This window comes from Gemmatimonadota bacterium (assembly GCA_039715185.1).
GTDB lineage: Bacteria > Gemmatimonadota > Gemmatimonadetes > Longimicrobiales > RSA9 > DATHRK01.
In genome coordinates this window covers 1-12,606 of record JBDLIA010000090.1, presented here as the reverse complement: position 1 = coordinate 12,606, position 12,606 = coordinate 1, and the positions used below count along the sequence as shown (strand labels likewise).

Below are 12,606 nucleotides of genomic sequence, written 5' to 3'. Positions count from 1 at the left end.
GGTACCTAGATTCGCCAGAACTCCGGCCTCCTCGAGTTCCCGTATGCTTGCCGAGAGTTGAGCAGGGGATATGGCAAGGTGTGTCGCAAGGTCTTCGGCCGGAGCACTGTCTCCCCAGACGGCGATTGTGACCGCGATTTCTTTGGCTGGTCTCGTGAGCGGAAGAAAGATTTGGTGAAAAAAGTCGTCGAGAGTCTGTGTAACCTTGGGCCGGCGGCGTCCTTTTGAGGTTATTCCACCGCCGTCTTCACTGGGATAGTTCCGTGCTGTTTCTGTTATCAAGAAGGGATGACCGCCCAAGGCCTCAGCGATCGACGCAACCTCCTCCGCACTGGCCTCTTGCGTGACCCTCCGGGTGGTCCGCACAAGCTCCTCGCTCGCTGCCTCGTCCAGCACGTCCAGTTCGACGTCCGTGAAATGGATGCTCCGGTTGTTGGCCACGAACGCGCGCAGCTCGTCGTCCACGCGTAACTCGCGCTCGCGCGCGGCGAACACGAACAGGACTGGCTCCTCCTCGCAGCGGCGAAGGAGATGCTGCAGGATGGCCACGCTGGACTGGTCCAGCCACTGAAGGTCGTCGATCAGGAACAGGACGGGCCGGTGGGCAGCCGCGGCCTGGACGGCATAGACCACCGATTCGAATAGGCGAAGCTGCTCGGCCTCGGGGTCCAGGCGGGGCGGCGGAGCCAGGTCCGTTCCGGCCGCCTCGAGCGCGAACGCCGAGAAGAGAACTCGCCGCCAGATCAGGTCTAGCTGTGCTATCTCTTCCGGCCGGATCCCGCGCAGCGCCTGGGAAAGGGCCACGAACGGCACGCGTTTGTGAGCGGCGAAGCACTCAGCTTGGAGGACTCGGCCACCCTGAATGGACACCAGGCGAGCCAGGCGATCCACCAAGCGGGTCTTGCCGATGCCGGGCTCGCCGCTGACGAGGATGATCCGGCGACCGGTCTCCTCTATGCGGTCCCAGGCGGCGCGGAGGACGCTAAACTCTTCTTCTCTCCCCACGAAGGCGAACGGAGCGGGGTACGAGCCCTCTCCTTCGGGCCGCCGCATCGCCTCGAATGCCTCCGCCGACTCGAGCCGCTCCTCCAGCGTCGAGAAGGCCGTAGGGAGTTCACGGCCCAGATCCTTGCGGAAGATGTCGCGAGCTGCTCGCAGCTCCCCCAGCGCAGCCGTGATGCGGCCGGATCCCGCGACCGCCATTGCCAGGTGGTAGAGGGCGGTCTCCGCGTAGGGATCGATGTCCAGGGTTGCACGGGCTAGCGGCTCGATATCCTCGAAGCGCCCCCTGTCCATCAGCTTGGACAGCTCCGCGCAGTACGCGGACACCATGTGGGCGTCTACGCGGGCGCGGCTACGGTCGACCCAGTCGATGAACCCGGGCGTTTCCGGCAGACGCCCGCTCTCCGCGAACCGTCGCAGCGGCGTCCGCGTGCGCGCTCCGTGCGCGACGAGCTCGTCGACCTCCCAGAGATCACAGGTCCATTCCGCGCCCTCCAGGGCGAGCAGGTCCAGTCGGACCCTGAGGAGCTCGGCCCCGACTCGCCGACGGATCCCGTACACGGCCTGGTTGAGCGACCGGCGGCTTCGGTCCTGGTCGACGCCGGGCCACAGCGTGTCCAGAACGTACCTGCGCGTGAGGGGACGAGGGTGGGCTTCGGCAAGCAGTGCCAGGAGCGCGAGCTGCTTGCTCGAGCGGAGAACGATCGGCTCGTCGGCGGACCACAGGCCCACTTCACCCAGCAGTCGTATGCGTGGCATGGCGGCGCTCTTTCTCCGTGGCCGCCACCCCACACCACAAACAAAGTCGGCCACCCGGGCGGCTCGCAGCGAGTTGGCTGAATTGAGACGCGCCGGCGGCGGTCGCGCAATAGCAACTTGGGACGCGTGCGGGGGAAGGGCGTTGGCGGCCTACGCAGGCACGGCTCCGGGACCACTCCGGCCTAACCAGCTCCCGCCAGCATCTCGGTCTGATCCCGCCACGCGGACGGTACTTCGTGGCAGCGGCGGCAGCGGGCCTCGTAGGACTCAAACCCGCCGACCAGGACCGTCGGGCCCTCCGCGGGTGCCGGCCTGCCGTCGACCAGTCGCTGATTGCGCGTCGCCAGATCGCCGCACTTCACGCAGATCGCGTGCAGCTTGTCAATCTTCTCGGCTATGGCGAGCAGGTGCGGGATGGGTCCGAACGGCTGCCCCCGAAAGTCCATGTCGGTGCCGGCGATGATCACGCGCACGCCCGCATCGGCCAGGGCGTTGGCGACCTCCACCACGGCCTTTTCCAGGAACTGGACCTCGTCCACCGCCACCACCGCGGTGTCCGGACGGACCTTGGCCATGAGGTCGGTGGCGTCCAGGAGGGGTTCGGCTTGGACGGTGCGGCCGTCGTGCGAGCTGACCGACTCGATGCCCGCGTAGCGGTCGTCCAGGCAGGACTTGAAGACCTGGACCTCCTTGCCGGCGATCAAGGCACGACGCACACGCCGGAGCACCTCTTCCGACTTGCCGCTGAACATCACACCGGTGACGACCTCGACCCAGCCGTCCTGCCGCCCGTGGTACATGGCGGGCAGTCTAGGGTGGCGTGGGGCACCGGGCCAGGGCGCGAGGCGAGTGGCCCGACCGGCGGCTCGACCCGCCGCCGCGCGACTGGTCCCCGCGCGGCGCGGCCGGCGTCTCCGACCACGCTCATTGACTCCCCGGCAAAGCAGATTACATGCGGACGCGCACGCCTGCCGTCCGTGTCCGCCCGCCGCCGCACAACGGGAGTTGGAGGTTGTATGCGTAGCTTGAAGTCCCCAATCGCGGCGGTCATGGCCCTCTCGATACTCGCTGCCTGCTCGGATGAACCGACGGCGGTGCCGGACGGCCCGGATGCGGCGTTGGTCGGCAACAGCATGGGCTGGGACCTGCCGGTCTACGGCGCGGGAGCGTTCAATCGCTCGTTCCCCGGACAGCCCTGCATGGAGCCGCTCCATCGCCAGTTCGACTTCTGGGTCGGCGAGTGGAACGTGTTCAATCAGGCGGAGACCGCGCAGGTCGGAACGAACATCATACTCAACCTGCTCGACGGGTGTCTCGTGCAGGAGAACTGGACGGGCGGAGGCGGCGGTAGAGGCCGAAGCCTGAACACCTACGACAAAGAGACCGGCCTCTGGAATCAGTCCTGGGTCACCCAGTTTCCCGGCGGGCATCTGCGGACCCGGGGGAGTTTCGATGGCACCGTAATGCGCCTGACCGACGACAGGAGGCGGGCCGGAAACCTCGTGCTTCTGGACACTTGGCTGTGGCAGGAGCTCGAACCAGGCAAGGTGCAGCAAACCGGGATCCTGCAGGCGCCCGCGATCGGCTTCTCGAACACCTTCGTGGGCATTTACGTGCTCAGCGACAACGTCGTTCCCGCGCCGGAGTTCCAGTCCACCGCGTGCGACGCCGGCCAGTTCGCGGGGCAAAACCGCGCGGGCGACTTCCTGGTCGGGTCGTGGACGGTCATGGCAGATGACGCTCAGGTGGGCTCATCCGAGATCTCCACGGATCTGCGTGGCTGTATGTTCGAGGAGCAGTTCTCCAGCGGGACTGGCCTGGAGTCCATCGCCTTCATGTACTTCGATCCGCGCGACGGCCTCTGGCACCGCATCTACGTGGACAGCGAAGGGGAGCGCGTCGAGTTGGAGGGGGCGCTCGTGGGCAACGCCATCGTGTTGACCGGCACCGAGGCGCATAGATCGGGCACCGTCGACGTGCGCGTGACCTTCGCACCGGGCGCAAGCGGCCCGACGCAAACCTGGGAAGTCTCCAGGGACGGCGGCAGTACGTGGGAGACCGTGCTGACGATGGAGTACGCGCCGGCCTGAGCCAGCGCGGGGTCTCGTTTCGGAGGATCGAGCACAGCGCCGGCGCCTGTCGTTCGCCCGCCGGGGCGGGGCCCCGTCCGAGCACACTTGCCATCGGGGTGGTGGTAGGGGGAGGTTTGGATCGATGAACACGCGCGAATCCAACGCCGGCATCGAGCTTGGCCGTCGCGAGCGGCTGCTCGTGCTCGGCTTCTGGCTGATTTTCGGCTTGATCGAGTCGACCAACGCCTACGTCAACGTGGCCACGGCGGGCGGCGAGGCGTCCTGGTCCACCGCCCTGGTGAACAACATCCCGTGGTGGCTGATGTGGGCCGCGCTGACTCCGGTTGTCGTCTGGCTGGCGCGCCAGTTCAGGTTCGACGACGGACACTCCGCCCGCGCCGCCTTCGTGCACTTCGGAGCCATGTTCGCGGTCGCCGCGGTGCACACGCTGGTGGTTGGCTGGCTGTTCTACATGACCGCCAATCGGGGCTTGGTCTTCCCGCTGGGCCGGCCCACGACGCTCGACGGCCCGTTCGTCATCGCCAGCCTGTGGCGCACCTACCGGAGTTTCCTCGGGACGTACCTGGTCGTGAATCTGGCGACCTACTGGGTCATGGTCGGCGGGTACTACGCCTTCGAGTTCTACAAGCGCTATCGGGAAGAAGAGCTGCGGGCCGCTCGTATGCGCGCGCACCTTACCGAGGCGCGGTTGAACGCGCTCCGCACCGAACTCAACCCGCACTTCCTGTTCAACACGCTGAACGCCATCTCGGGGCTCGTGCGCCGCAGCGAAAACGAGGCCGCCGTGCGCATGCTGGCGCGGCTGGGTGACCTGCTGCGCATGACGCTCGAGCGCGGAGGAGACCACCGCGTGCCGCTGGAGCAGGAACTCGAGCTGCTGCGGGTCTACCTGGAGATCGAGCGGGTGCGTTTCCACGATCGGCTCAGCGTGGAAATGGACGTGGACAGGAACGCGCTGGATGGCATGGTGCCGACGCTCATCCTGCAGCCGTTGGTGGAGAACGCGGTGCGTCATGGCATCGCGCCCCGGCTCGGAGCCGGCCGCATCCGGGTGGGCGCGGAGCGGCGCAACGGCGAGCTGGTGCTCGAGGTCGCCGACTCCGGCGCGGGCTTCCAGGGCGATGGAGGGAGGACACCCGATCCCGGCGCGGCGTCCGTTGCGGCCGCAGCGACCGACGCCGATGGCGGGGACATGGAGCGCAACGAAGGCGGCGTGGGTCTGACCAATACGCGCGAGCGCCTGGCGGAGCTGTACGGTGAGCGCGCCGTCCTCTCCCTGGGCGTGGCACCCGAGGGCGGCGGGCTGGTGCGCCTCGTGCTGCCCTACGAGCCCTTTTCCGGGGGGGGAGCGGCGCTGCGGGCATGAGCGACGGAGGGCACGCCACCATTAGCGCGATCATCGTGGACGACGAGCCACTCGCGCGCGATTGCGTCCGCATTGCCCTCGAGGACCATCCCGAGGTGCGCATCGTGGCCGAATGCGGCGACGGCGAGCGCGCCGTGGAGGCCATCCGCCAGCTCGACCCCGACCTGGTCTTCCTGGACGTGCAGATGCCCGGCATGGACGGCTTCGACGTCATCGAAGTGATCGGCGTCGAGCGGATGCCGGTGGTCGTATTCGTCACCGCCTACGACCAGCACGCGCTGAAGGCCTTCGAGATCCACGCCGCGGACTACGTATTGAAGCCGTTCGACGACGCGCGCTTCATGGCGAGCGTGGGGCACGCCATCCAGCGTGTACGGCAGGCCGACGTCGCCGCCTTGTCGCGGACCCTGAACGGGGTTCTGCGAGAGCTCCCGGGGCCCCTGCGGGACGACGCCGGTGATGCCCGCTGGGCGTCGCGAATCATGGTGCGCGACCGCGACCGCATCCGCTTCGTCCCGGTCGATGAAATCGACTGGCTGGAGGGCGCCGGCAACTACGTGCGCGTGCACGCCGGCAAGGCCAGCCACCTCATTCGGGCGACGCTGGCGGGACTCGGGGACCGGCTGGACCCCACGCGATTCATCCGCATCCACCGCTCCACGATCGTCAACGTCGACCGCATCCGCGAAGTGCAGCCGTGGGCGGGCGGTGACTACGTGGCCATACTGCACGATGGGGAGTCCCTGAAGGTCAGTCGTAGCTACCGGGACGACCTCCTCAAGCCACTTTCCTGAGGCTTTCCCCGCGCGACCGGGAACCGAGTCGTAATCTGTCGGATTACAGAAAGCGAAGGGAAGTTGTGGGGGCGGTCTTCGTCGCTACGGCGGGTTCCTCCTGAGGCCCCCCAGCTTCCCTTCTTCGTCGCGGGACCCTGGCCTCCCGCGACCCTCGGAAGTCGCTTCGCAAGAAGCGGCTTTCGTGCATCCTGGCCTCCTGGAGCGGTGGATCCCTCGCGCTCCGCACCGCACTCGCGCGTTCCGCCCCGACGTGGCAACGCACCGTCCCATCCTGCTTCCACGCCCGCCCGGAATGCCTCAGTTTTCGAGCGGGATGGTGAATCGAGTCGTTCAGCCCTCGACGAAAGGTCGACCGAGGCCATGGGACGCACGTGGATACCCGCGGCAACCGCGCTGACGCTCCTCCTCGGAGCGAGCCAGCCGGCGGTCGCCCAGGAGGAGGCCCCCGCCCCGGTGGACCCGGACGGGCATGGGCCGGTCGGGCAGGGTTGTTCGGCCGAGGGTTACCGCGCGTTCGACTTCTGGCTCGGCGACTGGCAGGTCACGAACCCGGCCGGAGCCGTGGCAGGCACCAACTCGATCACGCGCATCTCCAACGGTTGCGCGATGCTCGAGCACTGGATCGGAGGCGGCGGCACCCCGGGACAGAGTCTGAATCACTTCGACCCCGCATCGAACACTTGGCACCAGCGCTGGGTCGGCGGAAACGGCCTCATCCTGAACCTGGCCGGCGAATTGGAGGACGGAGCGATGGTCCTCTCAGGCGAGCGGCAAGGGCAGAACGGCCCCGTGATCGACAAGGTCACCTGGACACCCGCGGACGACGGCAGCGTGGAGCAGAAGTGGCAGGTGTCGCAGGACGGAGGCGAAACCTGGAATCAGGTGTTCCTGGGGACATACAAGAAGGCCGACTAGAGCGGTCTTGGCCCGGAAGGGCCGACGAAAGCAGTGGGGCCGGAGGCACTAACAATCGCCAGTTACCTGCGTGGCGGCGGGCGCGGCGAGCCTCCGGTCCCTGCTTTTGTCAGGTAAGCCGCAGCACCTCCTCAACAGCAGCCAGGGTCGGCCCGGCCTGGCTCCCTCCTCCGGAGAGCCTGAGCTGAACGAGTAGCCCCTGTATGCTCGTTCGTGCCACCCGGGCCAGAGTACGAATGTCCGCCTCGTCGGCGCGGAGCTCGCCGAGTTTCCATGCCCGCGACAGGCCGGCGAACAACGCCTTTTCCAGTCGTCCGAAGTAGTCTTCCACTAACCGTGCGATCTCCGGATCCCGGTCTCCGAACTCAGTGGCGGTGTTGCTGAGCAGGCACCCTGGAATCGGGCTCTCCGTGAACTGCGTGCGAAACTCCTCGAAGAACCTCCGCAAGTCGGAAGCTCCCTGCACGCCTTGCTCGAGCGGCACGATCAACCTGTCTACGAGGCCTTGCTTGTATCGCTCCAGCGCCTGGATGAACAGCGCCCGCTTGTTGCCGAACGTGCTGTAGATGCTGAAGCGATTGATCCCCAGCTCCTCTTCCAGGAACGGGATCGACGTCGCGACGAAGCCGCGGTCCCAGAAGAGGACCATGGCCTCGCTGAGCTTCTCATCCGGATCGAAGGACTTCGGTCGCGGCATGGTGCGTCCTCGACACAAGGCTTGCGTGTTTCCAACAGACTTGTTAGATACGAACGACGATAACTAACACCTCTGTTAGATATCGACAGGGAGCGACCTCGTCAAGGCAGTGCGCGAGGCCGCCGACGGCCAACGCGTTATCGAGGAGAGGAAACCATGTCACAAGCGATCACAGACGCTCGCGAGCCCGCGACGGTCTCCGGAGCGGTCAACGGCATCGAGATGGAAGCGCTGCGCGAGACGCTCGGCGCCATCGAGGCGGACCCGAGCCTTGCGCGGTCCAAGTTCCGCGCGCGCAACACGTGGATCGGCGGAAACCTCAATCGTACGACCATCACTGAGTTCTACGCTGCGGGCCAGGACATCCCCCACGCGAGCGCGTTCCAGCTCCAGGCGGACGAGCCGGCGCTGCTGGCAGGCGGTGACTCCGCGCCCAACCCGGTCGAGCACCTCCTCAACGCCCTCGTGGCCTGCCTCACGACGAGCCTGGTCGCCCACGCCGCGGTGCGGGGAATCAACATCTACGAGCTCGAGTCGGAGGTGGAAGGCGACATCGACCTCACCGGCTACCTGGGTCTCTCCAACGACGTACCGAGGGGCTACACGGATATCCGCGTCAACTTCAAGGTGAAGTCGGACGCCGAGAACATGGACATGCTGAAGCGCCTGGCCCTGTTCTCTCCCGTGTTCAGCACGATCACCCAGGGAGCGAACGTGGATGTGCGGGTGTCGCCCAGCCAAGTGAAGGAGGCTGAGAAATGAACGACTACACGTCACTGGAGCGCTTCTGGCTCGGCGCACTCGGGACCCTGGGCGCCGTGGGGTTGAACGGGGCCTTCTCGTGGGGAATCTTCCATCCGGAGCTGGTACGCGGCGCCCTGGGCAACCCGCTCGCCCTGGCCTTCGCCCTCCCGGCGGCAGTCCTGATCTGGCCGGGGCGGAAGGGCAAGGCGCCGACCCTTGCCTCGGTGAGGCGGCCCTAGAAGAGCCCCTCCACGCTGCCGTCCGGCATGACGCGCATGTTGAGCGCGGCCGGCTTCGCGGATAGCCCCGGCATGGTCATGATGGCGCCGGTCTTGGCTACGACGAAGCCGGCGCCGGCGGACGGCGTGACTTCGCGGACCCCGATGCGAAAGCCCTTTGGGCGGCCCAGCCTCTTGGGGTCGTCGGTGAAGGAGTACTGCGTCTTGGCGACGCAAACGGGCACCTCGCGCAGCCCGGCCGCCTCCAGCCGCTCGATGTCCTTGCCAGCGGTGCCGACGAAGTCCACGCCGTCGGCTCCGTAGATCTCCGTCGCCACCGTCTCGATCTTCTCCGCGAGCCCCATGTCGAGCGGATAGAGCGGCCGATAGTCGGCCTCCCCGTTCTCGACCATCTCCAGCACGATGTCGGCTATGTCCAGCACGCCTTCGCCGCCCTGGCCGTGCGCGTTGGCCGCCGCGGCGCGCGCGCCTATCTCCTCGCAGGCGTCCAGGATGACCCCTAGTTCGGCGTCGGTGTCGGTCGCGAACTTGTTGATCGCCACCACCGCCGGCACGCCGAATTTCCGCACGTTCTCCACGTGACCGATCAGGTTGTCCACACCCTGGCGCAAGGCGTTGACATCTTCCTGTTGAATAGTCTGTAACGCCGCTCCCCCGTTCATCTTGAGGGCCCTGACGGTGGCCACGATCACGACCGCGTCCGGGCGCAGCTCGCCGATCCGGCATTTGATGTCGAAGAACTTCTCCGCCCCCAGGTCGGCGCCGAACCCGGCCTCCGTGACGACGATGTCGCCGAGGGTCAGGCCAGCCCGCGTGGCGATCAGGGAGTTGCAGCCGTGCGCGATGTTGGCGAAAGGCCCGCCGTGCACGAACGCAGGCGTGCCGCCGAGCGTCTGTACCAGGTTGGGCGCCACGGCGTCCTTGAGCAGCACGGTCATCGCCCCGGGCGCTCCGATGGCCTCTGCGCGTACCGGCGTGCGGTCGTAGCCCGATCCCACCATGATCCGGCCGAGGCGCGCGTTCAGGTCATCCAGGTCGCTCGCCAGGCAGAAGATCGCCATGACCTCGGACGCCGCGGTGATGCTGAAGCCCTCCTCGCGCGGCGTGCCCTGGATGGGCCCTCCCAGGCCGATCACGACCTCGCGCAGCGCGCGGTCGTTCATGTCCACCGCGCGTCGCCACGTGACCCGCCGCGGATCGACCACCGGCTCCAGCCTGCGGTGCAGGTGGTTGTCGAGCATCGCGCTCAGCAGCGCGTGCGCCGACGTGATCGCGTGGAAGTCGCCGGTGAAGTGCAGGTTGATGTCGTCCATGGGGACGACCTGGGAGTAGCCACCGCCCGCGGCGCCGCCCTTGATCCCGAACACGGGGCCCAGGCTAGGTTCGCGGAGACACAGCACGGCCTTGCGATCGCGCAGCGTGAGAGCGTCGGCAAGCCCCACGGACACGGTGGACTTGCCCTCGCCGGCCGGCGTTGGGCTCACGCCCGTGACGAGGACCAGCTTGCCGGCGGCGTCGGGATTGGGTCCCACGCCGCCGCGTTCCGCCAGCACGCTGAGCGGGACTTTGGCCTTGTAGCGACCGTAGGACTCCAGGTCGGTTTCCGAGAGGCCGACCTTGGCGGCGATCTCGGTGATGGGCTTCATTTCCGCGGCGGTTGCGATCGCTATGTCGCTCAGCATTCGGTGCGTGGGTTCTGTCTTGTGCGTTGGTGCCGGTCACCCGGTCGCGACGTTGTTCCACCGCGCGGCGAGGGTAGGGCCGCGGCCGCGCGGCGGGCGACAATGTCGGGGGGCGGGCGCCTTCGTGCAAAGCCCCGGCCGAACGGGTGCCTGGACCCGGGCGCCCATGGTACCGCCCGGCGATGGCGGCCAAGCTCCAGTTCGATGCTTCTCAACGACCCCCGCGCGGTGCGCGGGACGGTGCGCCGGCTGCTCGCGCGGTCGCACCGGGCCGACCTGGCGATCGCACGGATCCGCCTCGCCGCGCTGCGTTTCGGCGCGCGCGATCTGGCGCGAGTGCGCGTGCGACTGCTGCTCGGGCGACTGGACGTGGATACGGTCGCCGGCGCCCCCGGTGCGGCGGTGTTCGACGACAGGCGGAAGGCCGAGTTGGAGCGGCTTCGTGGAGTTCTGCGAAGCGGCCGGATCCAGGTTCGGGCGGCGGGGATGGTGCGGTGGGATCCGGACTTCTCGGTCTTCCGTCGAACGGGCGGTCCCGACTCGGGCACCGTTCTAGTGGGATCTCACCGTTTCGACGTGCCGCACCCCGGCGCCGTGCCCACCCTGTGCGGGATCCTCGCGCACCACCACGCCATCCTGAGAGCCGAAGAGCGATTCGAGCGCCTTTGGGACGAGGGCTACGATGTCCACGACGTCGTCCGGGAAATGCTGGACTGGCTGCTGGGTTAGGGACAGCTTGGAAGGTTGCCGAACGGATTCCATGCCCACCTCAGGAGGCGTCCTTTGTTCGACTTCTTCGGCGTTGTCATGCTCCTCGCGTTGCTGTCTCTTTTCGTCTGGCTGACCCGTCGATCCTGGCGCGCAAGCCGAAAGTGGCTCAAGTGGACCGCCACGCCGCTCTCGGCGCTGGCGACTCTGATCTTCTTTCTGGCCCTGGGGGCGGCGCTATTCGGCTTCTACCTTTTGAACCGCAACTACGACAACCCACCTTCGGCTGTGGCCGTACAGCCGACCTCCGAGGAGATGGCGTTCGCCGAGAAGTACCTGCTACTGTGCGCGGGGTGTCACTCGCCCGACGAGGAGCTGCCGCTGGTGGGGAACGACTTTCTCGCGGAGGATGAAGCCCCGCCGATAGGGACGTTCTACGCTCCGAATCTGACCCCCGTGCACCTCGGCGACTGGTCCGACGGGGAGATCATCCGCGCCATCCGCGAGGGCGTCCACAGGTCCGGGCGGTCGCTCCTGATCATGCCTTCCGAGACGTTCGGAAAGCTGAGCGACGCGCACGTGCGAGCGCTCGTGACGGTCCTTCGGCGGCAACAGAGCGAGGGAAAGGACACCCCTCCGGCGCGCCTCAACGTCCTGGGCGCTCTGATGTCGATTCCGGCGCCGATCTTCGCCGTCCAGCCGGCCATCGCGAGCCCGGTCGAGGCCCCCGCGCGCGGCCCGACCGCGGCGTACGGGGCGTACCTGGCCTCCATCACCTGCGCCTTGTGCCACGGAGCCGACCTGCGCGGGAACGAAGAGTTCGAAGTGCCGGGACTGACCCTGGCGGGGGAGACGTGGCGCGCGGAACAGTTCGTGGAGTTCATCCGGACGGGAGTGAAGCCGAACGGGGTCGTATCCGACACCGAAGTCATGCCGTGGGAGACATTGAGCGCCGTGTTTTCGGACGACGAAGACTTGCTGGCGATCTTCGCCCATATGAGCGAGATCGCGGGGGCCGAGTAGGCCCCGCGCGGGGCCGAAATCCGTTGACCTGGTGCGGCGTTTGCATTAGCATCGGGGGCCTGATCCCGCGTAGCTCAGTTGGTAGAGCAGGTGGCTGTTAACCACCGTGTCGCAGGTTCGAGTCCTGCCGCGGGAGCTTACATATCGGGAGGCGTCGCGTGAGCGGCGACTTCCTCTTTTTTGGGGGGCGTGAGGTGCTTGCCCTTCATTGAACCGATTTGGCTGGGACATCCCTGTCCCGGCCCATGGGTCATCCCTGTCCCGGCCGGCCGGGGCCGCGCGCGCCTGGGTCCGGCTCGATGTTGCCGCCTGCCAGCCGAGTTCGAACCCGCTCCAACTGGCCTACTCGTGGGCACGCCGTGTGCCGTAACAACCTCCTGGAGGACCCGCCGGACCCACCACCCGCTGCCCCTAGGAGGCTCCCATGGCCCGCATGTCACAGTCCCTCACACCGGCCGCGAAAGCCGCCCAGAAGACCGTCGATGAAGGCGAAGCCGCTGCCCCGGCGCAGCCCGACGTCCCCATCGACGACCACGACCTCAACCTCGACATCCACGGCAGAGCGGAGGAGATCTCCGCGG

General features: G+C 67.3%; 12 protein-coding genes and 1 tRNA gene. 9 read left to right on the top strand and 4 right to left on the bottom strand.

Annotation, left to right across the window (positions count from 1 at the left end):
- Nucleotides 1-1,761: AAA family ATPase (locus tag ABFS34_13580; protein ID MEN8376471.1), on the bottom strand; the 1,761-nt coding region annotated here is incomplete at its 3' end.
- 182 nt (nt 1,762-1,943) lie between these two features.
- Nucleotides 1,944-2,561: a thymidine kinase gene (locus ABFS34_13575; protein ID MEN8376470.1), complete on the bottom strand. Its 618-nt coding sequence runs from the start codon at nt 2,559-2,561 to the stop codon at nt 1,944-1,946.
- Nucleotides 2,562-2,786: 225 nt separating this feature from the next.
- On the opposite strand from ABFS34_13575, the gene ABFS34_13570 reads away from it, so the two are divergent.
- From ABFS34_13570 to ABFS34_13555, 4 genes are all read left to right on the top strand, one after another.
- On the top strand, nt 2,787-3,851 hold the full coding sequence (locus tag ABFS34_13570) for a hypothetical protein (GenBank protein MEN8376469.1): 1,065 nt from the start codon (nt 2,787-2,789) through the stop codon (nt 3,849-3,851).
- Nucleotides 3,852-3,975: 124 nt separating this feature from the next.
- Nucleotides 3,976-5,220 carry a histidine kinase gene (locus ABFS34_13565; GenBank protein MEN8376468.1) on the top strand — a complete coding sequence of 415 codons (1,245 nt, stop codon included), beginning with the start codon at nt 3,976-3,978 and terminating at the stop codon, nt 5,218-5,220.
- A complete protein-coding gene (locus ABFS34_13560; GenBank protein ID MEN8376467.1) occupies nt 5,217-6,014 on the top strand; it encodes a LytTR family DNA-binding domain-containing protein in 798 nt (265 codons plus the stop codon). Before ABFS34_13565 ends, ABFS34_13560 begins: the two co-directional genes overlap by 4 nt.
- Before the next feature lie 363 nt (nt 6,015-6,377).
- Entirely contained in the window at nt 6,378-6,932 is a 555-nt protein-coding gene (locus ABFS34_13555; protein MEN8376466.1) for a hypothetical protein, read from the top strand.
- A 109-nt stretch (nt 6,933-7,041) separates the two neighbouring features.
- On the opposite strand, the gene ABFS34_13550 is transcribed toward ABFS34_13555, so the two are convergent.
- On the bottom strand, nt 7,042-7,629 hold the full coding sequence (locus tag ABFS34_13550; protein MEN8376465.1) for a TetR/AcrR family transcriptional regulator: 588 nt from the start codon (nt 7,627-7,629) through the stop codon (nt 7,042-7,044).
- Nucleotides 7,630-7,785: 156 nt separating this feature from the next.
- Here ABFS34_13550 and ABFS34_13545 point away from each other — a divergent pair, with 156 nt between their 5' ends.
- Both ABFS34_13545 and ABFS34_13540 read left to right on the top strand, forming a co-directional pair.
- Nucleotides 7,786-8,391, top strand: coding sequence for an OsmC family protein (locus ABFS34_13545; protein MEN8376464.1), 606 nt, complete (start codon nt 7,786-7,788; stop codon nt 8,389-8,391).
- Nucleotides 8,388-8,612 (top strand): hypothetical protein, encoded by a 225-nt coding sequence (locus tag ABFS34_13540; GenBank protein ID MEN8376463.1) that lies wholly within the window; start codon nt 8,388-8,390, stop codon nt 8,610-8,612. The genes ABFS34_13545 and ABFS34_13540 overlap by 4 nt, the downstream gene beginning before the upstream one ends.
- Here the strand turns inward: ABFS34_13540 and ABFS34_13535 are convergent.
- Entirely contained in the window at nt 8,609-10,294 is a 1,686-nt protein-coding gene (locus ABFS34_13535; GenBank protein ID MEN8376462.1) for a formate--tetrahydrofolate ligase, read from the bottom strand. The genes ABFS34_13540 and ABFS34_13535 overlap by 4 nt on opposite strands.
- A gap of 204 nt (nt 10,295-10,498) precedes the next feature.
- Between ABFS34_13535 and ABFS34_13530 the strand changes: the two genes are divergently transcribed.
- The 3 genes from ABFS34_13530 to ABFS34_13520 all read left to right on the top strand — a co-directional run bounded on the left by ABFS34_13530 (nt 10,499) and on the right by ABFS34_13520 (nt 12,161).
- Nucleotides 10,499-11,023 carry a hypothetical protein gene (locus ABFS34_13530; protein ID MEN8376461.1) on the top strand — a complete coding sequence of 175 codons (525 nt, stop codon included), beginning with the start codon at nt 10,499-10,501 and terminating at the stop codon, nt 11,021-11,023.
- Between the two features lie 54 nt (nt 11,024-11,077).
- On the top strand, nt 11,078-12,025 hold the full coding sequence (locus ABFS34_13525; protein MEN8376460.1) for a cytochrome c: 948 nt from the start codon (nt 11,078-11,080) through the stop codon (nt 12,023-12,025).
- 63 nt (nt 12,026-12,088) lie between these two features.
- Nucleotides 12,089-12,161: transfer RNA gene (locus ABFS34_13520), tRNA-Asn, on the top strand.
- The last annotated feature ends 445 nt before the right edge of the window (nt 12,162-12,606 follow it).